Raw genomic sequence first — 22,564 nt, 5'->3', positions numbered from 1 at the left:
GCGCGAACAAGGGGAAAGCTCTGAAGGTAAAGAAAAACCTCACCACCGGTTCGGGTGATGAGGTCGGGATTTCCGTATTTGGAACAAGAATATCAGGCGAGTTCGGCCAGACGAGCGAGGGCTTCGTTCAATTTGGCCTCTTCTTCTTCGCGGGCGGCGAGGTTGGCTTTGGCTTCTTCCACCACCTCTTCCGGGGCCGAGGCCACGAATTTGGGGTTGTTCAGACGCCCCCGAAGACCGCCGAGTTCTTTGGCCAGTTTGCCCTTGGCTTTCTCCAACCGTTCCTTTTCGGCGCCGATGTCGATGATGTCCGCCAGAGGCAGGCCGAAGCTCGCGCCCGGAGCGGCAATCGAGATCGTGCCTTTGGGCAGCTCGTCGGCCTTGGTCAGACTATCGATCCGCGCCAGGCGCTTGATCAAGGCTTCGTTGCGGTCCCATGCGGCTTGGCCGTGATTGTCGATCTCGGTCACCAGCATCGGCACGTAGAGACCAGCAGGAACTCGCATCTGCGCGCGGGCCGAGCGGGTGTTTTCGATCACCGAGATCACCCAGTTCATTTCGCGATCCGCGTCGGCGTCGATCAAGTCGGCAGCGGCGTAGGTCGGCCAGTTGGCGTGGACAACCATCTTGGGCCGCGTGCCGGTCAGCGCCCAAAGCTCTTCGGTGATGAATGGCATGATCGGGTGCAGCAGGACCATGCACTGATCCAAAACCCAGCGCATGGTGGCGCGGGTCTCGGCCCGTGCCTCTGTGTCGTCGCCTTGTAGTAGGGGTTTCGACAGTTCTACGTACCAATCGCAGACCTTGCCCCAGACAAAGGCATAAAGCCCGTTGGCAGCATCGTTGAAACGATAGCTTTCCAGCGCCGCATCGACCTCTTCCCGCACGCGGGCAGTTTCGCCGATGATCCAGCGGTTCACGGCGGCTTTGGGTTTCAGGTCGGCCACGTCGAGTTGCGGGACAGCGTCGGTGAAGACCTCGTTCATCTCGGCAAAGCGGACGGCGTTCCACAGCTTGGTGCCGAAGTTCCGGTAGCCGGTGATGCGTTCGCGGGACAGTTTCAGCACACCGCCAATCGCCGCCATCGAGGCGTTGGTGAACCGCAGCGCGTCGGCACCGAATTCGTCCACGATCTCCAGCGGGTCGATGACGTTGCCGGTGGTCTTGGACATCTTCTTGCCCTTCTCGTCGCGAACGAGCTGGTGCAGATAGACGGTGTGGAACGGGATCTGATCGACCACGGCCAGTTGCATCATCATCATCCGGGCGACCCAGAAGAACAGGATGTCGAAGCCGGTGATCAGAACGTCCGTCGGGAAGTAGCGCTCCAGTTCCTCGGTCTGTTCAGGCCAGCCCAGCGTGCCGATGGGCCAAAGGCCGGAGGAAAACCAAGTGTCGAGTACGTCCGGATCGCGCCAAACCGGGTAGACTAGCTTGGTCGGGTCTTGTTCGACCGCGTATTGAGCAAGGCTTTCAGCGAACTGATGGATCGCTTCCTGCTTGTCGGCGACTTCGACAACCGTCGCATGGCTCAGCGGGCTGGGGATGTTTGCGTTGTCATCGAGGAATTTCTCGGTGACAGCTTCAAGGCTCGCAGCGCATTCCATGACATTGCCACGATGCAACATGCCGCCTTCGTTCAGCAAACGGCCCAATTCGACCAGATCAAGGTCACCGTCGTTTTCATCGTCATTGAAGTTCTCAGCCGAGAGATCGAGGCCATACCAAACCGGAATCTGATGCCCCCACCACAGCTGGCGCGAAATGCACCAGGGCTCGATGTTTTCCAACCAGTGGTAATAGGTTTTCTCGCCCGACTCGGGAATGATTTTGACCGTGCCGTCCTTTACCGCATCCAGCGCGGGGCCGACAACTTTTGCAGCGTCGACAAACCACTGGTCGGTGAACATCGGCTCGATGACCACTTTGGAGCGGTCGCCAAACGGCTGCATGATCGGTTTGCTCTCGACCAGCGGGACCAGCTTGTCCGCGCCCTCATGATCGGGCTTCAGAGCGGTTGAACCCAGACGCGGATCGTCCGCGCGGGTCATCACGGCTAGACCGTCGGCGGTGATCTCCTCAACGACCTTCGCGCGCGCCTCGAACCGATCTAGGCCGCGCAGGTGGTCAGGGATCAGGTTGATCGCGTCGATCTCGTTCTCGGTGAAATCCTTACCACGCGCGTATTCCTGCGCCTTGTCCGCTTCTTCCGCGTAAGGCGCACCATCGGCCCGCATCGCGCCTTTGGTGTCCATCAGGCGGTACATCGGGATGCCGCCGCGCTTGGCGACCATGTTGTCGTTGAAGTCATGCGCGCCGGTGATCTTCACCGCGCCCGAGCCGAAATCGGGGTCCGGATACTCATCGGTGATGATTGGAATTTGCCGGCGATGCTCTTTCGGACCAACCGGGATTTCGCAGAGCTTGCCTACGATGGGCGCATACCGCTCATCCGAGGGATGAACCGCGACCGCGCCGTCGCCCAGCATGGTCTCAGGTCGGGTCGTGGCGATCGAGATATAGTCGCGCTCTTCCTCAAGCACGATTTTCCCGTCCTCGTCCTTCTCGACATAGGTGTAGGTCTCGCCCCCGGCCAGCGGGTATTTGAAGTGCCACATGTGGCCCGCGACTTCGATATTCTCTACTTCGAGGTCCGAGATCGCGGTCTCGAAATGCGGGTCCCAGTTGACTAGGCGCTTGCCACGATAGATCAGGCCCTTTTCGTACATATCGACGAAAACCTTGATCACGGCATCGTGGAAGTTGGCCGAGTTCTCATGCCCTGTGCGCGGATCGCCTGCTGCCCCGGCCATCGTAAAGGCGTTGCGTGACCAGTCGCAGGAGGAGCCGAGACGCTTCAGCTGCTCGATGATCGTGCCGCCGTATTCGCCTTTCCATTCCCAGACTTTCTCAAGGAATTTCTCGCGGCCCAACTCGCGCCGACCCGGCTGCTGCGTGGCGGCCAACATCTTTTCAACTTGCATCTGAGTGGCGATGCCCGCGTGGTCCTGACCGGGCTGCCAGAGCGTGTCGAAGCCACGCATCCGGTGCCAACGGATCAGGATGTCCTGCAGCGTGTTGTTGAACGCATGGCCCACGTGCAAAGCACCGGTCACGTTGGGCGGCGGGATCATAATGGTAAAGCTCTCGTCACGCGACTTATTCGCGCCTGCCTTGAAGGCTCCGGCCTGTTCCCAGGCCTCGTAGATGCGGGCCTCGGCCTCGGCCGCGTTGAATGTCTTTTCCATCGCCATGGGGTGCGTCCTGCGTCATCAATCTTGGGTTAATGCGTGCAATAGCGAAAGGATGGCAAAAGGGGAAGGCTTTGCACTCAAATCCACAAGGCATTCAGTCCGCCTTAACCGTGAAGCAGGCCACAGACAGCCACTGGGTTGTTCAGCTACACTTGTAGCGTGCAGTCACGAGACGGTGCGACCCGATAAGATGCGGCTTCACTGCTCATTTCGTGATCTGTCGTCAGACGGTTTCGGGAATTTTGCAATGCGTTTGAGCTTTCGTAATATATTCAGACATATGGTGTCTGTAACGATGAGGTCACGCATGCCGCACGCCTTAGTCATGATGATGCCCAAATGCCCGCTTAGGCTTGCAGCTATGCTTCAACGTCTCACGGTTTCGTTGGATCTCTTGTCCGGCATGCTGATGATACCCATCCTTGAGTATACCTCGCCTCTACCGGCGCGCGGGCAAGTGATGGGCCGGCGGTCGAACGGAGGCGGGATATGGACGCATGGGCCTCAGTTGCCGATGCACCGTGAAGGCCAGGGCGGCGCAATGCTGAGACGCGCGCGCACCCTCGAAGAGTACAGGAGTGGCTGAGATATGATTCTGTCACGGTTAAGCAGAAAGGTACTTGGATGGCTCGGGCGGCCCTTACGCTCTGAGCATTCCGCCGAAGCGCTGCACCGTGAGCCGATCAGCCATGTTGTCATTCTGGACGGAACAATGTCGACGCTGGAACCCGGCCTCGAAACCCATGCCGGGCAGACGTTTCGCCTGTGTCAGGAAATGGGGCCTCAGGTTTCCGTGTTTTATGAGGCCGGCGTCCAGTGGGAAAGCTGGAAGTCTTCACTGGACGTGATGATGGGGCGGGGGATCAATCGGCAGATCCGTCGGGCCTATGGCTATCTGGCCTCGCGTTACAAACCCGGAGACCGGATTTACTTCATAGGGTATTCGCGTGGGGCCTACGGTGTTCGTAGCCTTGCGGGTGTGATCGACATGATCGGCCTGCTGAAGGCGGAACACGCGACCGAGCGGAACATCAAGCAGGCCTACCGCCACTATGAATGCAACCCGAGTGGCACGGCGGCCCGCGATTTCCGCCGCAAATTTTGCCATGAGGATGTGGCAATTGAGATGGTCGGGGTGTGGGACACGGTCAAAGCGCTTGGTCTGCGCCTACCGCTGCTATGGCGTTGGGCCGAGGAAAAGCACGCCTTCCACAATCATCAACTCGGCCGCGCAATACGCCACGGATATCACGCGATGGCCCTGAATGAGACCCGCGAGGTCTATGAACCTGTCCTGTGGAGATGCACACCAGAGTTCAAAGGCCATGTTGAACAGGTCTGGTTCCGGGGCACCCATGGCGATGTGGGTGGTCAGTTGAACGGCTATGAAGAAGCACGCGCCCTCAGCAACATCTCTCTCATCTGGATGCTGGACAAGGCCGAGCGGCATGGGCTGCCGCTGCCGGAGGGATGGCGCGCTCGTTTTCCGACCAATGCTCAGGGGGCGTCGGTTGGAACGTGGCGCGGGTGGGGCAAGATTTTTCTTCTGCGCAAAAGACGGATAGTGGGCAAGGACCAGTCCGAACACCTCCACGCCTCGGTCGCGCCGGAGGATGTGCCTGGGTGGCAACCTGAACCAGACCTACCATCCCATCCGGCGCAGTAAAATGCCGATCATGTGCCCGCGGCTCCAAGATCACTGACACTTCAATGTCAGGTTCGAACCCTTTCTAGCTAATGCCACAATGCACGAAGGTTCGGTGTTCGACTCGGAAAGTAGACATGATGAGACTAACCTTGGTTTGCCCAAGGTTTGTAGCACAAGACTTTCCGACCGTTTTGACGATAAACATCACTTCGTCGTTTAGGTTGGACGCGGATGGCAGGGAATAGAGAAGCTGTCGTTACCCTACGCTACAAATATGGTACGAAGGTAGACAGACAAAAGTTATGGAGCAAGCAAGGTGTTTGCAGGATCGGTCTTGGGTTTCGTCTTTTCGATCTGCGCATTTTGTGAAATCGGGTACGGCCATCTTGTGGCGGAAGTTGAAAGAACACAGTCAACGCCGTTTTTAGATGACGTAATAATTTTTCAATTCTCTACTTCGAACGGCTACAAGCCCCAGGTGCCCAATTTATCCGGGAAATGGTATGCGACCCTTCGATGTAGTTTTGGGTCTGGTCGTTATATCTACTATTTTGAACAAACGCGAAACGGTAGGCTTTCCGGTAAATCACGGGGTGTGAGCTTCGGCGTTAAAAACATAACGGGCTTTTTGGTAACCGGAAGCTTTTCCGCCACAAGTTTCGAGTTTTTTGAGCAAGTCAGCGAAGGTTATTTCTTAGAGGTGTCAGGTTCGACCCGGTTGGCGGGAGGGTACATTTTCGCCACTTACAAGAACACGAGGACTGACAATGAATGTAGTTTGCGAATGAAGAAGATGAGAGATCAAAGACTCATAGAACACTGATGCATGCCTACAATAGCTGTGTAATTCTAGCTGCGATCAGCCGACCTCTGCAGGCTGGGCCTGTTAAATCGACGCAACCATTTGCACCGCCGCAACGAACAGCAACTTCGTCCGCACATCCGACGTCCCGGTCTAAAACACCCTCGCAAAGAGCTGCGAGGGTGTTTTTCTCGTAAGCGCCCGTTACGCCTAGCGATGTTTTGGCTTCGCAACACTTCCGAAAAGAGGCTCGGAGAAACCGCGCGCCCTTCCCTCATTCCAGAATAGAAATATGGTTCTGGCGTTCCCAATCACCGACGGCGGTCGCGGCGCGAGCTCATAGGTTGGAAGGCCACGCCCACATGCGCCTCGCAATAGGGCTTGCCTGCTTCAACCGGCAGGCCGCAGAACCAAAAATCCTCGGTTGCGGGGTCGCCTACGGGCCATTTGCAGGTCTTTTCGGTCAGCTCCATCAGCGTCAGCTTCTTGGCTTTCTTCTCAACCTCGTTGACCTTGGCCAGCGCCTCGGGGCTGATCTCATTCGCCGAAGGCTGCGGCGGCAGAGGTTGACCCGCCGGGATGATCTGACGGCGAGCGGGAACGGCAGGTTTCGCCTCGGTTGCCGGGGCAGGAGCGGGGCGTGCGGGTTCGGTCTTTGGTGCGGGCTTTGGTTTCGCCTCGGCCTTGGGCGCGGGGACCGGTTTTTCCTTGGGCTCGGCCTTGGCGGGCGTTGCACCGGTTGCGCGGTTGGACAGGCCCAGACGGTGGACCTTGCCGATCACCGCATTGCGGGTCACGCCGCCCAGTTCCTTGGCGATCTGGCTGGCCGACTGGCCCTCGCCCCACATTTTCTTCAGCAGTTCTACGCGCTCGTCAGTCCAGGACATCGGTTGCCTTTCAAAAGCGGAAAGCGGCCCCGGATTCGGGCCGCCTTGGGAATTCGTCTCAGCGCCCTATTTTAATCACTGCGGGCCGAGTTACAAGCGGTCTTCGAATCAGTTAAGAGGCTCTCATGCAGAATCTTATGGATCAGGACGCGCGCCGGTTTGGCGCGGTCAATTGGATGGGCCTCTACACGCTGGCCAAACGCGAAACCCTGCGCTTTATGGCGGTGTGGACCCAGACCTTGCTGGCCCCGCTGGTGACGGCTGGATTGTTTCTGTTGATCTTCACTATTGCCATCGGTCCAAGCCGGCCTGACGTTATGGGTGTGCCGTTTCTGATCTTTCTGGCGCCCGGTATCATGATGATGACGGTGATCCAGAATGCCTTCGCCAATACCTCGTCCTCGATGGTGATCTCGAAAGTTCAGGGGAACATCGTGGATACCCTTATGCCGCCGCTGTCCCCGCTAGAGATCCTGCTTGGCTATTTGGCAGGCGGCATTGCGCGCGGCGTTCTGATCGCTTGTGTCGTGGCCCTCGCGTTTCTGGTGTTTCTGTCGATTGCGCCGCAGAACCTTTTCATCACCCTGATTTTCGTCATCTTGGGCGGGGCCTTCATGGGCGCGCTGGGCCTGTTTGCCGGGATTTTTGCTAATAAATTCGACCAGATGGCGGCGATCACCAACTTCATCGTCACGCCCTTGGCCTTCCTGTCGGGTACCTTCTACTCGGTCGAGGCGCTGCCTCCGATGCTGAACAAACTTAGCCATCTGAATCCGGTTTTCTATCTGATTGACGGTCTGCGCTATGGGATGATCGGAGTGTCCGACGGCTCTCCGTGGCTGGGAATGGCAGTTTGCACCGGGGCGACGCTGTTCGTCGGTGCGGTGACCTGGCAGATGTTACGGACGGGCTACCGGCTCAAGGCCTGACGGTGAATGGTTTCGCGCCAGACCAGAATCAACGCGCCTGTCAGGATTATGGATGAGCCGATGATACTGATCCGATCCGGGATCACGCTAAAGATCGCAAAGTCGTAGAACGCCGCGAAGATCAATGTGGCATAGCTGATGGGCGCAACGAACGAGGCATCGGCGCGGGCCATTCCGTTGACGAAACAGGCCTGTGCGCAGGCCATCAACCCCCCGATTCCGGCCAAAGCTGCCCATTGTGCAGGGGTCGGCGCCTGCCACACGGCAATCACCGCGACCGAGGCGATGGTCAGGCCCAATCCGTTGTTCACCAAAAGAATCTGGATCGGAATCTCGCGGCCCGAGAGTTTTTTGATGAAAATCAGCTCCATCCCGATCACCACGGCCGCCGTCAGGGCCAACAGGGCGGCCGGTTGGAAACTGGCAGGCGTCGGGCGCAAGAGAATCAGTGCCCCGGTTAAAGCCACCGCTGCGGCCAGCCAACGCCAAGGGCCGACACCTTCTTTCAGCAGCGGGATGGCCAGAACCATCGCAAAAACCGGGTTAAGGAAGGAAATCGCCGTGGCGTCCGCGATCGGGATATAAGCGACGGATGCAAACATCAGCGTGATCCCCAGCCATCCGAAACTGGTGCGGCCGATATGTAGCCCCCAATGAGGGCGCCTCAGCGCCGGTCGTAGAACAGCCGTGGCGGTCACGATCACCACAAAAGCAAACAGAAACCGCCCGTGGCTGATCTGCATCGGATGCAGCGCAGGACCAAGCGTGTCTGTCCCCAACGCTTTGGCCAGCAATGTCGTACCCGCCAGCAGGGCGCTGGCGGCAAAGATCAACAGGGCCGCAAGGGGCGGATTCTGAGGTGTAGGCGTCATGGTCAAGCGGTGCGCCACAGGAATTGAAATAGCAAGCGTGAAATGGCGGCTTCTCATCTCATTGTGAAATTTCAGGACTTTCCAATTATTGGTCTTCCCAGACAGGTCGAACCTCGCTATACGAGCCGCCATGATCAAAACCGCACATATCCTGCGCCTCCGACGCCGACGCCTGACCGCGTAACCGGCCCGTTTGATCTATTTGCGCTGACCAAATCCGCGCATTCTCCACCAAATCAGTTGACGACCATGGCCCCGGTGTATCACTCACAGGGCTTAAGCTATCTTAAAAGGATGATCCGATGATCCCGTCCGTTCTGCCGACCTATAACCGTGCGCCCCTGACTTTCGTGAAGGGCGAAGGCGCCTGGCTGACCGAGGCGGATGGCCGACGTTTTCTGGATCTCGGAGCAGGCATCGCGGTGAACGCGCTGGGCCACGCGCATCCGGCGCTTGTGAACGCGCTGACCGAGCAGGCACACGCGCTGTGGCATGTCTCGAACCTCTACCACATTCCGCAGCAGCAGGCGCTGGCCGACAAGCTGGTCGAGCATACCTTCGCCGACACGGTGTTCTTTACCAACTCGGGCACCGAGTCCTGCGAACTGGCCGTGAAAATGGCCCGCAAGTATTTCTATGACAAAGGCCAGCCCAAGAAGGTCGAGATAATCACCTTCGATGGCTCCTTCCACGGCCGCTCCTCGGCAGGCATCGCCGCCGCCGGGTCCGAGAAGATGACCAAAGGCTTCGGCCCCTTGCTGCCCGGCTTCGTGCATCTCACGTTCGGAGATCTCGATGGCGTCACCAACGCGATTACCGAAAAAACAGCGGCAATCATGATCGAGCCGGTGCAAGGCGAGGGCGGCATTCGCCCCGTTCCCGACGCCGAACTCAAGGCCTTGCGTCAGATATGCGACGAACACGGCCTGTTGTTGATCCTTGACGAGGTCCAGTGTGGCGTGGGCCGGACCGGTAAGCTCTTTGCCCATGAATGGGCGGGTATCACGCCGGATATCATGATGGTCGCCAAAGGCATCGGCGGAGGCTTCCCTTTGGGCGCGGTGCTGGCCACGGAAGACGCCGCCAGCGGCATGACCGCAGGCACTCATGGATCGACCTACGGAGGAAACCCGCTAGGTTGCGCAGTTGGCTGTACCGTGATCGACCAGGTCGCCACGCCTGCCTTCCTCGAAGGTGTCAACCGCAAGGCAGGCCTGTTGCGCCAGAAACTCGAAGGCTTGGTGGCCGACCACCCCGAGGTTTTCGATGAGGTGCGGGGAACCGGCCTGATGCTGGGCCTGAAATGCAAAGCGACAAATATCGACGTCGTCAACGCAGGCTATGACAACGAGGTCATCACGGTTCCCGCCGCCGACAACGTCATTCGCCTGCTGCCGCCACTGACCCTGACCGAGGACGATATCGCCCAGGCGATGATCCGCCTCGACAAGGCCGCAACGCAAATCGAAGCCAATTTGGCCACCGCCTGATCCTTCTTCTGTTCACAAATACCTCGGGGGCACCGCCCCCGACCGTTGATAGCCAAGAGCAAAACGATATGAACCATTTCCTTGATATCCACAAAACCGGCGCAGCAGACCTGCGCAACATGATTGATCAAGCGGGCGCGATGAAACAGGCCCGCCTTGGACGGCCAAAAGCCGCGCTGGATGATGAACAGCCGCTCAAAGACCATATGGTTGCGCTGATCTTCGAAAAACCCTCGACCCGGACGCGCGTGTCCTTTGATGTCGGTGTACGTCAAATGGGCGGCCAGACGATGGTTCTGTCTGGCAAGGACATGCAACTTGGCCATGGCGAAACCATCGCCGACACGGCCCGTGTCCTGTCACGCTATGTGGACATGATCATGATCCGCACCTTTGACGAGACCGTCTTGACCGAGATGGCCGAATACTCGGACGTGCCCGTGATCAACGGCCTGACCGACCGCACCCATCCCTGTCAGATCATGGCCGATATCCTAACCTACGAAGAACACCGCGGCCCGATTGCGGGTAAAAAGGTGGTCTGGACCGGCGACGGCAACAATGTATGCGCCTCGTTCCTACACGCGGCTGGGCAGTTTGGTTTTGACCTGACCTTCACCGGCCCGGCACAGTTCGACCCCGAGGAAGAATTCATGGGTTTTGCCCGTCAGAAGGGCTCGCAAATCGTCGTTGAACGTGATCCCTACAAGGCTGTTAAGGGCGCAGATATGGTGGTTGCCGACACCTGGGTCTCGATGCATGACAGCCAATCCGCGAAAGAGCGTCGCCACAACATGCTGCGCCCCTATCAGGTCAATACAGAGCTGATGTCTCACGCCAAGCCGGACGCGTTGTTTATGCATTGCCTGCCCGCCCACCGCGAGGAAGAGGCTACATCTGAGGTGATGGACGGCCCGAACTCCGTGATCTTTGATGAGGCAGAAAACCGCCTTCACGCGCAAAAGGCAGTGATGCGGTGGTGTCTGGGCGTTTAAGCCCGTCTCAGCACGTCCCAAACACGCAGTTTGGTGAGCGCCCGCCCGCTCGCCAATAGCACCAAAACGCATAGGGCTGTCTTGGTCATGATCTCCATCGTGCCCTCAATCAGCATTGCATGCACAACGCTGCCGACGATCGTCACAGAAGCTAGCGTCGTATGCGTTAACCGCCAGACGCGAAACCGCAAGGCCAAGCGCTGTCGGTAGATACCCAGAAACGCCGTGGAAAAAGCGGCCCACATCGCTATCACACCCCACGCGGAAAACGGGGTCGCTGAGACGAAGAGCAACGCATCCACCACATCCGGAGGGCTGGTAATCCAAAGGCCGCCAACATGGATAAAGATCGCCACGATCAACGCAATCCCGATCCATCTATGCGCGCGACGGCTGGTCATCGGGGCAAGTCCTGGCAAAATCCTGGCCGCCAGTAGAGGTTGAAGCAACAACAACCCAAGGCTCAGAACTCCGGAAAACCCTGCTAGGATGTAGATGGGGTCACGCCAAGCGAGATAAGGGCTGGTTGCAGCCGCAACCAACGGAACAAGCAACGCCGCCCCAATCCCCAGCCAAATCAGAGCGCTGCGGATCACGTGGTTCAGGCAGGTTGGAGCACGAAATGTGCGGCCAGAGTTTTATCTTTCGCGCTGGACATCACGGGCCGCAGGAACACCGTCTGAAACTCACCGCTGTCATAGGCCAGATGCCCATGCGGTTGCCCGAAGGCAGGCACGATCTGCGGCATCTCCAGCCGAAACTCGCCATTGGCGTCGGTCAAGGTCGCCCCGTGGCTGTGAGGATCGCGCTCATGCCCTTCGGTCGTGTGTGCCCAGATCTGGATGCGTTGACCGGGCAGGGGCGCTCCGTCTCCGGCGCGTCGCACGGTGCCCGTCATCCAGAACCCTCCGCCACCGATCCTGTCGACGATCGGCGCGCCGGGGCGATAGTTGTTGGACCCACCGCGCATCGAAGGGGTCGCAGCGAGCCCGCTGGCGTGCGCTCCCCCCGATAAACTCGTCGCGAGGGTGCCAATGCCGGCAACTAGAAGAGACCGGCGGGTTATATGAAGGCGCGTCATGGAAACTCTCCTGTCATGTGGCCCACATTCTACCCCGACCTGACAGGCGGGGTTCGCCTATTCCAAAATATAGCACGCTTGTTTGGAAAACCGAGCGCGCGGTCCAAGCGTGGACGATTTAATGTTCACGGCTATGTGAGGGTGCATGGCCCACCGAACTTCAACGAACCAGACGCCGCACCAAGTATCTGCATAGTTGCGCGATACATGTCGTGAACTCTGCGCTACAGTGCATTCAGGAACGTTAGAAAGTTAGTCCGTCCGACCAAAGGAGATCAGGCATGAGCTGGAACCCGACTCACACCCCCGACTGCGTCACGGAAAACCCGGCGCTTGAGACGTTGATCATCCCGCGTGCCCGTGATCTGGGCGGGTTCGAAGTGCGCCGGGCGCTGCCATCGGTCGAACGCCAACTGGTCGGGCCGTTCATCTTCTTCGATCAGATGGGTCCAGCCGAGTTCATCACCGAAGGCGGCATAGATGTCCGCCCGCATCCTCACATCGGGCTGGGGACGGTGACCTATCTGTATCAGGGCGAGTTCGAACATCGGGACAGTCTGGGCACCCACCAAATGATCTACCCCGGTGAGGTCAACTGGATGGTCGCCGGTCGCGGCGTGACCCACTCTGAACGCACAAGTGCTGAGACGCGCGTCCGCGAAAACAAGCTATTCGGGATCCAGACCTGGATCGCCTTGCCCGAAGCGCATGAGGATATGGCACCGGATTTTGAGCATCACAAACAAGGCGCGCTGCCCCATATTCAGGACAAAGGCGTCAGCGCCCGCCTGATCCTCGGCTCGGCCTATGGTGAGACAAGCCCGGTCACCATGCTGTCCGAGACATTCTATCTGGATGTCCAACTGGACTCTGGTGCCTCGTTCCCGCTGCCGGACGACCATGAGGATCGGGGCGTCTATGTCACCGAAGGCTCAGTCGAGATTGCGGGCGACAAATTCGAGGCAGGGCGCATGATGGTTTTCCGTCCGGGCGACAAGCTCTCGGTCACGGCCGGGCCGATGGGCGCGCGGCTTATGTTGCTCGGCGGCGCGACCCTCAACGAAGAGCGCTATATCTGGTGGAATTTCGTGTCCTCGTCGAAGGAAAAGATCGAGCACGCGACGCGCGAATGGAAGAACGCCGACTGGGCGAACGGAGCCTTCCACCTGCCGCCCGGCGATGATCAGGAGTTCATTCCAATCTCGCCGGAACTGGAGCGCACCAAACCCAGACTGGCCCGCTGAACGCCACGTTACCCCGCTCTGGGCTTGCCCCGACACGCCAACCCGGTGATCCTTCCGGCAACGGAGGGATCACCATGAAGATCGTCATTGCAGGTGCGGGTAGTATCGGCTGCTATTGCGGCGCGCTGTTGGCTGATGCTGGGCATATGGTTACTCTGCTGGGCCGCGCCCGCGTCTTGGACCCGATCCGAGAGCAGGGGCTGACGGTCACCGATTTCTCGGGTCTCACTCTTACGATTCCGGACACATCTCTGACGCTCAGCACAGATCCCAGCTGTTTGGCCGAAGCCGATCTGATCGTCGTCACAGTGAAATCAGGCGCAACCGAAGACATAGCGGCACTGATCGCTGCGCACGCTTCGCAGTCGGCTCCGGTCCTTTCGTGGCAAAACGGGATGGAGAACGCCCGAACCCTGCGCGCGGCATTGCCTAACCACGATGTTCGCGCGGGGATGGTGCCTTTCAACGTGGTTCCAAACCGACCGGCCACCTATCACCGTGCCACGTCCGGGGACATTGTCATCCAAGCGGGGCCCGGGTCCTTGGCCGAACAGCTGACCAGCGCCCGGCTTCCAATCACCGAGAGCGACGAGATCGAGGCCGTTCAATGGGGCAAGCTCGTCATCAACCTCAACAACGCGCTGAATGCCCTATCTGGCCTTACGTTGGTCGAACAACTGACGGACCGCAATTGGCGTCGCCTGATGGCAGATCAGATGACCGAGGCGCTTTCAGTTCTTAAAGCCGCCGGTCACCCGGTTACCTCGACCACGCCGCTGCCCGCGTGGATGACGCCGCATGTCCTGCGCCTGCCGACACCTCTGTTCAAGCGCATCGCGTCTAAAATGCTGACCATCGACCCCAGTGCGCGAACCTCGATGGCCTATGACCTCAGCGCCGGCCGCCCCACGGAAATCGACAGCCTGCAAGGCGAAATCATCCGCCTAGGCGAGTCCCTAAACAGACCAACCCCGATAAACAGCCGGGTTGCCGAATTGATCCGTGCAACCCCCACAGAACCCATGCGGCCTGCTCAGATCAGACCCTGATCCGCTCTTCATCTGGCTAAAAATATCCCGGAGCGCGAGGCAGAGCCTCGCAAATCCCCAGCTTACCCAAATGCGGTCAGCATCCAGAATATCACGGCGGACAACACAGCCGCTGCCGGAACGGTCACCACCCAAGCGGCCACGATCGTCATGAAATGCGAGCGGCGAACCAGCTTGCGCCGCTGATGCTCTTCCCGTGCCAGTCGCTGCTCGGGCGGGCGTTGGCGGTTGGAGTGTGCCCAGCGTCGGTCGGAATGCCATTCACGATAGAAGCCAACGCCAAAAACGGCGCCCACGGTGATGTGGGTCGAGCTGACCGGCAGTCCCAACCAACTGGCCAGGATCACGGTGATAGCCGCAGACAGCGCGACGCAGAAGGCGCGCATCGGGTTCAGCTTGGTGATCTGACTGCCCACCATTCGGATCAGTTTAGGCCCGAAAAGGAACAGACCGAATGAAATCCCGAAGGCTCCGATCACCATGACCCATGTGGGAATGGTGACTTTGGCGGCAAAATCTCCGAACTCGGCTGCGTGCACGATAGCGGCCAGAGGGCCGACCGCATTCGCCACGTCATTGGCCCCATGCGCAAAGCTGAGGAAGGTCGCAGAAATTACCAGAGGCAACCCGAACAGAGTCTTCAGCGACCGCGTGCGGTTCTCCAGCCCTTGCGCGCGGCGACGCACCCAAGGCACCGTCACGGCCCATGCCAGCAGACCGGCGGCCAAACCGATCAGAACGGCAGTGTTCAGATCAATCGCAACGATTTTCTTCAGCCCCTTCACCGCCAGATAGGTGGCGAACGCACCGGCCATCAGCCCCACGAGGATGGGCACCCAGCGCTGCGCGGCTGCAATCTTGTCGTCCTGATATTGGATTTTGGCTTTGATCAGCGCCAAAAACAAAGCCGCAATCACGCCGCCCAGAACCGGAGAGATCACCCAGCTGGCCGCGATCGCCCCCATGGTGCCCCAGCTGACCGCGCTCAGCCCTGCCGCAGCGACGCCAGCACCCATGACTCCGCCTACGACAGAATGGGTGGTCGAAACAGGCGCGCCCAGCCAAGTCGCAAGATTGACCCACATGGCCGAGGAGATGAGCGCCGCCATCATCGCCCAGATGAACACATTGCTGTTCTGAACTGAGGCCGGATCAATGATCCCCTTGGAGATGGTTGAGACCACATCCCCACCCGCCAGCAACGCGCCTGCGCTTTCGGCAATGGCCGCGATGGCAATCGCGCCCCCCATGGTCAGGGCATTTGCACCAACGGCCGGGCCCATGTTGTTGGCAACGTCGTTGGCGCCGATATTGATTGCCATATAGGCCCCGAACGCGGCCGCTGCGACGACGATCACGCCGCCATCCGCCTGTCCGAACAGAACCGCCGCCGTCAGCCCGGCCAGTGCCATGAAGGCCAGAGCGATGCCCGGCGCCAGCAAGGGGCGGGCGACATGCGCATTTGCTGTCTCGACCCGCGAGATGCGATGCAGGTCGCTGTCCAGCGCTTTCCAGCGCGGTTTGGAGTTCGTGTTCGACATGGGTGTGATAAGGTCCAAAAAGATTGACGCCGGTCCCTACAGGTTTAACGACCTGAGGGCAACCATGACGCCACTTGACCTTTAAAGATGCCTTAGAAGGGCCTTGAGTTCAGGCTCATCCACACGTTCAGCGGCAATCTTCGGCGTCACCCAGCTCCGCTGACGCTGATCTGCTTCGGGGAAGTCATCCAGCAGTTTCGTCACGCGCAGATGATACACGCTGGTCAACACCGCCTCGACCGAGCCGTCTTTGAGGACTTTGTCATAGGTGAAATGACCCACCGGCTCTTTTTTGGCTTTGGCCTCGCGAACGCCAGCCTCTTCCCAGGCCTCTTGCAGGGCAGTTCCGGCACCGTCCAACCCGTCGATCGGCCAGCCTTTGGGAATGATCCAGCGCCCGGTGTCGCGGCTGGTCACCAAAAGAACCTCGTGGCCCGATTTGGTCTGACGCGTACAGAGGGCGGCCACCTGCACGCGCTTGGGTCGCTGTATCATGGGTCGTCCGACCTCATCCCAGATTCTCTGCAACTGCGCTTTCATTGTTCTGCCGCTCGGAAAACATCTTACCTCAATGCATGTTCAGATAGTCGTCGGAATAGATGAATGCAACGAAACCCCGAAAAAACGTCTTTTCTAAGGGGTTTGGCGGCAATTTTGTCGCAATTTGGGGTAATTCGGCAAAATTCGGTGCTTGGTGATGCCTCAGCCGGGCCTTCGTTTGGCCCGCAACGTCGGATCGGCCAGTGTTGGATCTTCGGGCCAAGGGTGTTTGGGGTATTGCGCGCGCATGTCCTTGCGCACATCCGCGTAAGAGCCAGCCCAGAACCCCGGCAGGTCGCGGGTAATCTGAATCGGGCGCTGTGCTGGGGACAGCAGGGTGATCTTCAGCGGTGTGCCTCCCACCACCGGATGGCGCGTGACACCGAACAGCTCTTGCAGGCGCACCGAGATTTCAGGCGCATTGCCGCCGTAGTCGATGGGAACCTTGCGGCCAAGTGGGGTGACGAAGGATCCCGGCGCACGGCGGTCCAGCTCTTGCGTCTGCGCCCAGTCCAAACGGGCCCGCAGCGCGGGCAGCAGGTCAAAGCGCTTCCAGTCCTCTGCACTGCGCACGCCCGAGAGCATCGGCAGCAGCCAATCTTCCACTGTTTCGATCAGCCCTTGGCCCGAGAAGTCGGGCAGGTCGACCCCATCGGCACGCACCAGTTCGACCCGTGCGGCCAGCCGGGCGGCTGCTCCCTCCAACCGCAGCCCCAGATCGCGCACGCCGTCCAACATGGCACGGGCGATCGCGTCTTCGGGAACGTCTTTCCAGATCCGGTCCTCTAGCGTGATTGCGCCGAGGCGTTCTTGCCGCCGTGCAATGACCCGTCGGTCGCGTTTTGACCAAGCGCAGGTGGTCTCCCATCCGATCTGATCTGCAAACAGGTCTCGGACTTCGTCGTCGCTGATTTGTACAGCCATGCGCGCCTTTGCCTCGCGCGGATTGCCGTCCGTATCTATGACCACCAAATAGGACGCGCCGGCCAGCGTATCGCCACTGTCCAGTACAACACCCTTACCGCCTGACAGCACATAGCGCGGTGCCTCGCCCTTGCGCCTTTGGCCAATGCGGTCGGGATAGGCCAGCGCGGCCATGGAGGCAGGGCTGAGGTTTTCAGCGACAGATCCGGCCTGCGCTCGCAACCGTTTGGCCTCGGCCTTCACCCGGTCCAACACGCCCATATTGACCTGCCAGACCCGGTTGCGCTGAAACGTACGGGCGTCGCGCAGAGCCTCAAGCCGCAAGGACAGGTCAACCGGAGCGCCCTTCAGCGTATCACGTTCCGCCATCAGTGCGGCCAGAGGGGCTGCCTGCGCCCCCGCCGTAACCAGCATATGACCCAAGCGGGGATGCAAGGGCAGGGCAGCCAATGCACGCCCATGATCCGTGATCCGCCCCTTGCCATCCAAAGCGCCCAGTAAGGTCAGCAGCGCCTGCGCCTCAGCCAGAGCGCCCTCGGGCGGAGCCGTCAGAAATGCCAGATCGCTGGCCTCAGCGCCCCATAGCGCCAGCTCTAGCGCAAGTCCGGTCAGGTCGGCTGCCTCAATCTCGGCGGGCGGGTAAGCGGCCAATGCGCCTTCTTCGCCCTTTGACCACAACCGATAGCACAGCCCGTCCGAAACCCGGCCCGCCCGCCCTGCGCGCTGGGTTGCCTCGGCCCGCGTGACCCGTTCTGTCACCAGCCGCGACATGCCCGAGCCGGGATCGAACCGCGCCCGTCGTGCCTGTCCCATATCAACCACGACGCGGATATCGGGGATCGTCAGCGAGGTTTCGGCAATCGAGGTTGCCAGCACCACCTTCCGTCCACTTTCAACCGGCGCGATCGCCGCACGCTGGGCAGCAAAGGGCATGGCCCCAAAGAGAGGGCGCACAACGCAATCCTGTGGTAATCGCCCGGACAGTGCGCTTTCTGCGCGGCGGATCTCACCCTCGCCCGGAAGGAACACGAGGATACCGCCGCCGATGGCGCGGCTGTCCCGTTCGGCCTTAACGACCAGATCAATCAACGCATCCAGCCGCCGGGCCTGCGTACCTAATGGCTTTTCCAACCACCGCGTTTCAACCGGATAGCTGCGACCTTCCGAGGTCACCAGCGGCGCCTCTATCAACCTCCCCACAGGATCTGCATCCAGCGTCGCCGACATGGCCAGCAGGATCAGGTCATCCCGCAGGGCTCCGGTCACCTCAAGACACAGGGCCAGCCCCAGATCGGCGTTCAAAGAGCGTTCGTGGAACTCATCGAAAACAACCGCCCCGACGCCGGGCAGGTCGGGCTCAGATTGCAACATGCGAGTCAGGATGCCTTCGGTAACCACCTCGATCCGGGTGGATTTCGACACTTTCGCATCGCCTCGGACGCGGTAACCTACCGTTTGCCCGGTGCGTTCGCCCAGCGTTTCGGCCATACGTTCGGCTGCGGCGCGGGCGGCCAGCCGCCGGGGTTCCAGCATCACGATCCGACCGGCGCAAAGTCCGGCCTCTAGCATCGCCAGAGGCACCCGCGTCGTCTTGCCCGCACCCGGCGGGGCCTGCAGCACGGCGCGACCATGGGTTCTCAGGGCCTCCAGCAAGTCCGGAAGGGCGTCATCTATCGGCAAACGGCTCATGCGGCCTTATCGCCAAAGCGGGACCCAACGTCCAGAAGCAGCGCAGTTAATCCCGCAGGGCCTCTGGACAAACCACTCGCTGGGCATTCATCTAGGGCGAATTCTAGAGGGACCGGACGGATGGACATAGCTGACTTGGGCGACAGGATATTGCGGGGCGAGCGTCGGGCTTTGGCGCGTGCGATTACCTTGGTCGAAAGCCAGCGGGAAGATCACCGGGCGCAGGCGACCGAGTTGTTGGCCCATCTGGCGCACTCCGGGCGGCAATCCCTTCGGATCGGCCTGTCGGGTACGCCGGGTGTCGGCAAGTCCACATTCATCGAAAGCTTTGGTATGATGCTGATTGGGCAAGGGCTGCGCGTGGCGGTTCTGGCTGTGGATCCCAGCTCGGCCCGCTCGGGTGGGTCCATTCTGGGCGACAAAACCCGGATGGAGCGTCTGAGTCGCGAGAAAAACGCCTTTATCCGCCCATCTCCCAGCCAGAGCCACCTTGGCGGCGTCGCCCGCCGCACCCGCGAGGCCATCGCCTTGTGCGAGGCAGCGGGTTACGACGTCGTCTTGATCGAAACCGTGGGCGTCGGCCAGTCCGAAACCGTGGTTTCGGAGCTGTCGGACCTGTTCCTGCTGCTGCTGGCCCCGGCAGGCGGGGATGAGTTGCAAGGCGTGAAGCGCGGTATCATGGAGATGGCCGACATCATCCTGATCAATAAGGCCGACGGAGACCTGAAGGCAACCGCAACCCGCACCTGCGCCGACTACGCCGGTGCCCTGCGCCTGTTGCGCAAACGGCCTCAGGACCCCGAAGGTTTCCCGAAGGCGATGGCTGTTTCTGCGGTTGAAGAACATGGGCTGGACAAAGCATGGGCGGAAATCCAGAGCTTGACCGATTGGCGGCGCGAAGCAGGGCACTGGCAATCCAACCGCGCCGCACAAGCCCGCTACTGGTTCGATCAGGAGGTGCGGCATTCGCTACTTGCACGCCTCGAAACGGCCCAGGCCAAGGCGCAGATGGCGCAGCTTGATGCCGAGGTATCCCAAGGTCGCCTCAGCCCCGCTGCAGCCGCCGAGAAAATGCTGGCGAGTCTGGTCTGATGCCGCTTTCACCTTTTCCAAAATACGCGCGCCGCAGGTGTGGCTCGGCGGGCCGTTCCGTTGCAAGAGGTTTCGGAAAAGAATCCGTCCGCCGTGTCTTGACCCTTCCAGCGATTCCCACTACACGCATCCAACCAGTTTTCGGGCGCGACTTCGGGTTGTGCCCCTTGTGATTTGGCCGCAGGCGTTTTGCCGGGCCTCCAGAAACAAAGGAAGAAACCATGTCGCGCCGTTGCGAACTGACCGGAAAAGGCCCGATGACTGGCAACAATGTCAGCCACGCCAAAAACAGAACTCGTCGTCGTTTTCTGCCGAACCTGAATGACGTTACCCTGCAGTCCGAGACCCTGGGTCGTGGCGTCAAGCTGCGTATCTCGGCAGCTGCTCTGCGCTCGGTCGACCACCGTGGTGGTCTGGACGCGTTCCTGGCAAAAGCCAAGGACGAAGAGCTGTCGGCAAACGCTCTGAAAGTGAAAAAGGAAATCGCTAAGGCCCAAGCCGCGGCCTAAGTCCTTACACTTAACAGAATTCCAAAGCCTCGAACCTAGCCGGTTCGGGGCTTTTTCATTTGGAAACGATTGGCAACGGTTGTGCTCGTCCGGGAAACAAAATCCTCTTGAGTGATCTTGTTCACAGACAAAGCCGCCCTATTTTTGACATTATTGGTTTATCAACAACGAGTGTTGTCCAATGTCATTTAAGAGTTTTTATTTCTTTCTTTTGCTGAGTAAGCTGGCAAGTAAGACAATTTCCGCATGTTCCCGGATGCAGCGCCGGGTTAACCGGTCTCATACCAGCCTCACAAAGGGAACCGTAAAGCGGCGCGGTCTGGAATACTGAAGCGATTTCGGGCGCGACGGTTTGGCGCTTGAAGCTTGTTTGCGCAGCGGCCTATATCCAGGCCGAATGAAACGTTTCGTGCCTCGAATCCTTCCAGTTGTGATGTGCCTGTTGGTTGTTCTGACAGGGCAGGGATTGGCCGTTTCGCGCGGAGTTGACCGCGCAGTAGGCCAAATGGTGCTGTGTACGGGCACAGGACCCGTTGTCGTCTATATGGATGAGGAGGGGCAGCCGACAGCGCCTCCGCACTATTGTCCGGACTATGCTTTGGCTCTGCTTGGGGCAGTTCATCCGCATCCTCCGGTCGTACCTGATGCGCCGCTGATGCGTGGTGTTCAGCCGCTCAGCCGCGATGAAAACTTGATCGCGCTGCCTTTGCCGCGGAAACCGGCGCGGGCCCCTCCGGTGAAGGTCTGATTCCCTTTCGATACAAATCAGACCAAAAGAAATAGGAGAGGCGCGATGTCCCTCAAATCCACTCTGTTCGCAACACTGGCCGGTTGTGTGTTGGCCGTTCCAGCCTTTGCCGCCGATATCATCGTTGTGGACGACGCATACGCTCGGTCGTCTGGTAAGGCAGCCAAGGCGGGTGCGGCCTTTATGGTGATACAGAACACCAGTGATACCGATGATCGCCTGATCAGTGCGACTTCGGACGTATCGGCTCGGGTCGAGCTGCACACTCATATGATCGACGATGCGGGCGTGGCCAAGATGGTGCATGTCGAGGAAGGCTTTGTGATTCCAGCGGGTGAGAGCTTAGCGCTAAAACGCGGGGGCGCCCATGTGATGTTCATGGGGCTGAAGGACCCGTTTGAGCAAGGCGAGATGCTGCCTCTTACCTTGGTTTTTGAAAAAGCAGGTGAGGTCGTGATTGAGATTCCGGTTGATCTGGAACGCCAGGACAAGCACGGCCATGACAACCACGGGTCGCATTCGAACTAGGTGAATGCCTGTCTTCGGGCCGCATTGCGGCCGTCATCCATGCGTAAGGCCGGGCACAGAGCCCGGCCTTTTGCGTCCCTAGGCTGGTGTTGGCACTTTAGCGATTGATGGTTTTCATGCCGACCCGGTCGCTGGCGTTGTGCAGACGGGTGGCCAGCCAGAACATCACGGCTGCAATCGCAAGTGCTGAAAAGGCGATGGCCCATCCCAGTGCGATCAATGCAACGGCTGGCCATATCATCAGCACCAGTCCAATGATGAGGGCTGCAATCCCTGACCCGCGCATCGAGCCGCGTTGAGGGTCGCGCTCATTCATTTGTTGCGAAGCGGCCAACGAGCCGATGCCGATGATCAATGCCCAGGCACCTAGCAGGAAGAAGGCCAGCTTGACGGTGCCTTCGGGCCATATCAGCAGAACGAGGCCGATCAGAACAGCGCCGATGGCCGCCCCGCCCAACAGCCCGCGACGACCAACCCCCAACAGAGTCAACCCGCCGTCGATGATCAACAGTGCCCCAACCAGCCGTAGCAACAGCGCGATGCTGCCGGAAGGCCAGAACAGCGCGGCGATGCCAACCGCACCCGCCAGTACCCCACGTATCAGGAACGTCCACCACAGGCTTGAGAGTTGCGCGCTCAGCCTGTCACGCTCTGTCAAGCTGTCACCGTCCAGAATCTCGCCGGTTTGTGGGTTTTGGTCGGTCATTTTACGGCCTCTTGAAAAAACCTTGTTGAAATAGAG

At 59.7% G+C, this 22,564-nt stretch carries 19 protein-coding genes; 10 read left to right on the top strand and 9 right to left on the bottom strand.

Annotated features, from left to right (window positions below; all coding sequences use genetic code 11):
- Window positions 1-92: 92 nt before the first annotated feature.
- On the bottom strand, window positions 93-3,254 hold the full coding sequence (locus tag ACR0KL_RS07405; protein WP_170677098.1) for a valine--tRNA ligase: 3,162 nt from the start codon (window positions 3,252-3,254) through the stop codon (window positions 93-95).
- Window positions 3,255-3,843: 589 nt separating this feature from the next.
- Here ACR0KL_RS07405 and ACR0KL_RS07400 point away from each other — a divergent pair.
- On the top strand, window positions 3,844-4,920 hold the full coding sequence (locus tag ACR0KL_RS07400) for a DUF2235 domain-containing protein (protein WP_170471890.1): 1,077 nt from the start codon (window positions 3,844-3,846) through the stop codon (window positions 4,918-4,920).
- Between the two features lie 1,095 nt (window positions 4,921-6,015).
- On the opposite strand, the gene ACR0KL_RS07395 is transcribed toward ACR0KL_RS07400, so the two are convergent.
- A complete protein-coding gene (locus ACR0KL_RS07395; protein WP_480776836.1) occupies window positions 6,016-6,591 on the bottom strand; it encodes a GcrA family cell cycle regulator in 576 nt (191 codons plus the stop codon).
- A gap of 125 nt (window positions 6,592-6,716) precedes the next feature.
- On the opposite strand from ACR0KL_RS07395, the gene ACR0KL_RS07390 reads away from it, so the two are divergent.
- Window positions 6,717-7,520, top strand: coding sequence for an ABC transporter permease (locus tag ACR0KL_RS07390; RefSeq protein WP_170471887.1), 804 nt, complete (start codon window positions 6,717-6,719; stop codon window positions 7,518-7,520).
- Here the strand turns inward: ACR0KL_RS07390 and ACR0KL_RS07385 are convergent.
- Window positions 7,502-8,392, bottom strand: coding sequence for a DMT family transporter (locus ACR0KL_RS07385; RefSeq protein WP_170677099.1), 891 nt, complete (start codon window positions 8,390-8,392; stop codon window positions 7,502-7,504). The genes ACR0KL_RS07390 and ACR0KL_RS07385 overlap by 19 nt on opposite strands.
- Before the next feature lie 302 nt (window positions 8,393-8,694).
- On the opposite strand from ACR0KL_RS07385, the gene ACR0KL_RS07380 reads away from it, so the two are divergent.
- Both ACR0KL_RS07380 and argF read left to right on the top strand, forming a co-directional pair.
- A complete protein-coding gene (locus tag ACR0KL_RS07380; RefSeq protein WP_480776835.1) occupies window positions 8,695-9,882 on the top strand; it encodes an acetylornithine transaminase in 1,188 nt (395 codons plus the stop codon).
- Window positions 9,883-9,950: 68 nt separating this feature from the next.
- Entirely contained in the window at window positions 9,951-10,877 is a 927-nt protein-coding gene (argF, locus tag ACR0KL_RS07375) for an ornithine carbamoyltransferase (protein ID WP_170639355.1), read from the top strand.
- Here argF and ACR0KL_RS07370 read toward each other — a convergent pair.
- Both ACR0KL_RS07370 and ACR0KL_RS07365 read right to left on the bottom strand, forming a co-directional pair.
- Window positions 10,874-11,473 carry a ferric reductase-like transmembrane domain-containing protein gene (locus tag ACR0KL_RS07370; protein WP_480776834.1) on the bottom strand — a complete coding sequence of 200 codons (600 nt, stop codon included), beginning with the start codon at window positions 11,471-11,473 and terminating at the stop codon, window positions 10,874-10,876. The two genes, argF and ACR0KL_RS07370, sit on opposite strands and share 4 nt — an antisense overlap.
- Before the next feature lie 5 nt (window positions 11,474-11,478).
- Complete coding sequence (locus tag ACR0KL_RS07365; RefSeq protein WP_480776833.1) at window positions 11,479-11,958, bottom strand: twin-arginine translocation pathway signal; 480 nt, start codon at window positions 11,956-11,958, stop codon at window positions 11,479-11,481.
- Window positions 11,959-12,239: 281 nt separating this feature from the next.
- Between ACR0KL_RS07365 and ACR0KL_RS07360 the strand changes: the two genes are divergently transcribed.
- Window positions 12,240-13,202 (top strand): pirin family protein, encoded by a 963-nt coding sequence (locus ACR0KL_RS07360; RefSeq protein ID WP_480776832.1) that lies wholly within the window; start codon window positions 12,240-12,242, stop codon window positions 13,200-13,202.
- A 74-nt stretch (window positions 13,203-13,276) separates the two neighbouring features.
- Complete coding sequence (locus tag ACR0KL_RS07355) at window positions 13,277-14,251, top strand: 2-dehydropantoate 2-reductase (RefSeq protein ID WP_170677140.1); 975 nt, start codon at window positions 13,277-13,279, stop codon at window positions 14,249-14,251.
- Between the two features lie 62 nt (window positions 14,252-14,313).
- Here ACR0KL_RS07355 and ACR0KL_RS07350 read toward each other — a convergent pair whose 3' ends face one another.
- From ACR0KL_RS07350 to hrpB, 3 genes are all read right to left on the bottom strand, one after another.
- Window positions 14,314-15,792: an inorganic phosphate transporter gene (locus ACR0KL_RS07350; RefSeq protein ID WP_170677142.1), complete on the bottom strand. Its 1,479-nt coding sequence runs from the start codon at window positions 15,790-15,792 to the stop codon at window positions 14,314-14,316.
- Window positions 15,793-15,873: 81 nt separating this feature from the next.
- Window positions 15,874-16,332 (bottom strand): NUDIX hydrolase, encoded by a 459-nt coding sequence (locus ACR0KL_RS07345; RefSeq protein ID WP_170640323.1) that lies wholly within the window; start codon window positions 16,330-16,332, stop codon window positions 15,874-15,876.
- A 162-nt stretch (window positions 16,333-16,494) separates the two neighbouring features.
- Window positions 16,495-18,945: an ATP-dependent helicase HrpB gene (gene hrpB, locus ACR0KL_RS07340; protein WP_480776831.1), complete on the bottom strand. Its 2,451-nt coding sequence runs from the start codon at window positions 18,943-18,945 to the stop codon at window positions 16,495-16,497.
- A gap of 120 nt (window positions 18,946-19,065) precedes the next feature.
- Here hrpB and meaB point away from each other — a divergent pair, with 120 nt between their 5' ends.
- The 4 genes from meaB to ACR0KL_RS07320 all read left to right on the top strand — a co-directional run bounded on the left by meaB (window position 19,066) and on the right by ACR0KL_RS07320 (window position 21,822).
- Window positions 19,066-20,037: a methylmalonyl Co-A mutase-associated GTPase MeaB gene (gene meaB / locus ACR0KL_RS07335; protein WP_480776830.1), complete on the top strand. Its 972-nt coding sequence runs from the start codon at window positions 19,066-19,068 to the stop codon at window positions 20,035-20,037.
- 221 nt (window positions 20,038-20,258) lie between these two features.
- Window positions 20,259-20,546 carry a 50S ribosomal protein L28 gene (gene rpmB / locus ACR0KL_RS07330; protein ID WP_085794823.1) on the top strand — a complete coding sequence of 96 codons (288 nt, stop codon included), beginning with the start codon at window positions 20,259-20,261 and terminating at the stop codon, window positions 20,544-20,546.
- 409 nt (window positions 20,547-20,955) lie between these two features.
- The gene (locus ACR0KL_RS07325) at window positions 20,956-21,294 is read left to right on the top strand and encodes a hypothetical protein (protein ID WP_475220293.1); all 339 of its coding nucleotides are present in this window, start codon (window positions 20,956-20,958) and stop codon (window positions 21,292-21,294) included.
- Window positions 21,295-21,339: 45 nt separating this feature from the next.
- Complete coding sequence (locus tag ACR0KL_RS07320) at window positions 21,340-21,822, top strand: copper chaperone PCu(A)C (RefSeq protein WP_170766085.1); 483 nt, start codon at window positions 21,340-21,342, stop codon at window positions 21,820-21,822.
- 97 nt (window positions 21,823-21,919) lie between these two features.
- On the opposite strand, the gene ACR0KL_RS07315 is transcribed toward ACR0KL_RS07320, so the two are convergent.
- Window positions 21,920-22,528: a DUF308 domain-containing protein gene (locus tag ACR0KL_RS07315; protein WP_170554574.1), complete on the bottom strand. Its 609-nt coding sequence runs from the start codon at window positions 22,526-22,528 to the stop codon at window positions 21,920-21,922.
- Window positions 22,529-22,564 lie beyond the last annotated feature (36 nt).

This window comes from Ruegeria sp. C8 (assembly GCF_056537565.1).
The sequence above is the reverse complement of the archived record's forward strand: the minus strand, read 5'-3'. Positions and strand labels throughout refer to the sequence as shown.

Bases quoted from the DNA above. Each gene is read 5' to 3' on its own strand.
- meaB (WP_480776830.1), top strand. From the start codon at position 19,066: ATGGACATAGCTGACTTGGGCGACAGGATATTGCGGGGCGAGCGTCGG.
- ACR0KL_RS07320 (WP_170766085.1), top strand. From the start codon at position 21,340: ATGTCCCTCAAATCCACTCTGTTCGCAACACTGGCCGGTTGTGTGTTG.
- argF (WP_170639355.1), top strand. From the start codon at position 9,951: ATGAACCATTTCCTTGATATCCACAAAACCGGCGCAGCAGACCTGCGC.
- rpmB (WP_085794823.1), top strand. From the start codon at position 20,259: ATGTCGCGCCGTTGCGAACTGACCGGAAAAGGCCCGATGACTGGCAAC.
- ACR0KL_RS07315 (WP_170554574.1), bottom strand. From the start codon at position 22,528: ATGACCGACCAAAACCCACAAACCGGCGAGATTCTGGACGGTGACAGC.
- ACR0KL_RS07405 (WP_170677098.1), bottom strand. From the start codon at position 3,254: ATGGCGATGGAAAAGACATTCAACGCGGCCGAGGCCGAGGCCCGCATC.
- ACR0KL_RS07355 (WP_170677140.1), top strand. From the start codon at position 13,277: ATGAAGATCGTCATTGCAGGTGCGGGTAGTATCGGCTGCTATTGCGGC.
- ACR0KL_RS07390 (WP_170471887.1), top strand. From the start codon at position 6,717: ATGCAGAATCTTATGGATCAGGACGCGCGCCGGTTTGGCGCGGTCAAT.
- ACR0KL_RS07345 (WP_170640323.1), bottom strand. From the start codon at position 16,332: ATGAAAGCGCAGTTGCAGAGAATCTGGGATGAGGTCGGACGACCCATG.
- hrpB (WP_480776831.1), bottom strand. From the start codon at position 18,945: ATGAGCCGTTTGCCGATAGATGACGCCCTTCCGGACTTGCTGGAGGCC.
- ACR0KL_RS07350 (WP_170677142.1), bottom strand. From the start codon at position 15,792: ATGTCGAACACGAACTCCAAACCGCGCTGGAAAGCGCTGGACAGCGAC.
- ACR0KL_RS07360 (WP_480776832.1), top strand. From the start codon at position 12,240: ATGAGCTGGAACCCGACTCACACCCCCGACTGCGTCACGGAAAACCCG.
- ACR0KL_RS07400 (WP_170471890.1), top strand. From the start codon at position 3,844: ATGATTCTGTCACGGTTAAGCAGAAAGGTACTTGGATGGCTCGGGCGG.
- ACR0KL_RS07365 (WP_480776833.1), bottom strand. From the start codon at position 11,958: ATGACGCGCCTTCATATAACCCGCCGGTCTCTTCTAGTTGCCGGCATT.
- ACR0KL_RS07380 (WP_480776835.1), top strand. From the start codon at position 8,695: ATGATCCCGTCCGTTCTGCCGACCTATAACCGTGCGCCCCTGACTTTC.
- ACR0KL_RS07395 (WP_480776836.1), bottom strand. From the start codon at position 6,591: ATGTCCTGGACTGACGAGCGCGTAGAACTGCTGAAGAAAATGTGGGGC.
- ACR0KL_RS07385 (WP_170677099.1), bottom strand. From the start codon at position 8,392: ATGACGCCTACACCTCAGAATCCGCCCCTTGCGGCCCTGTTGATCTTT.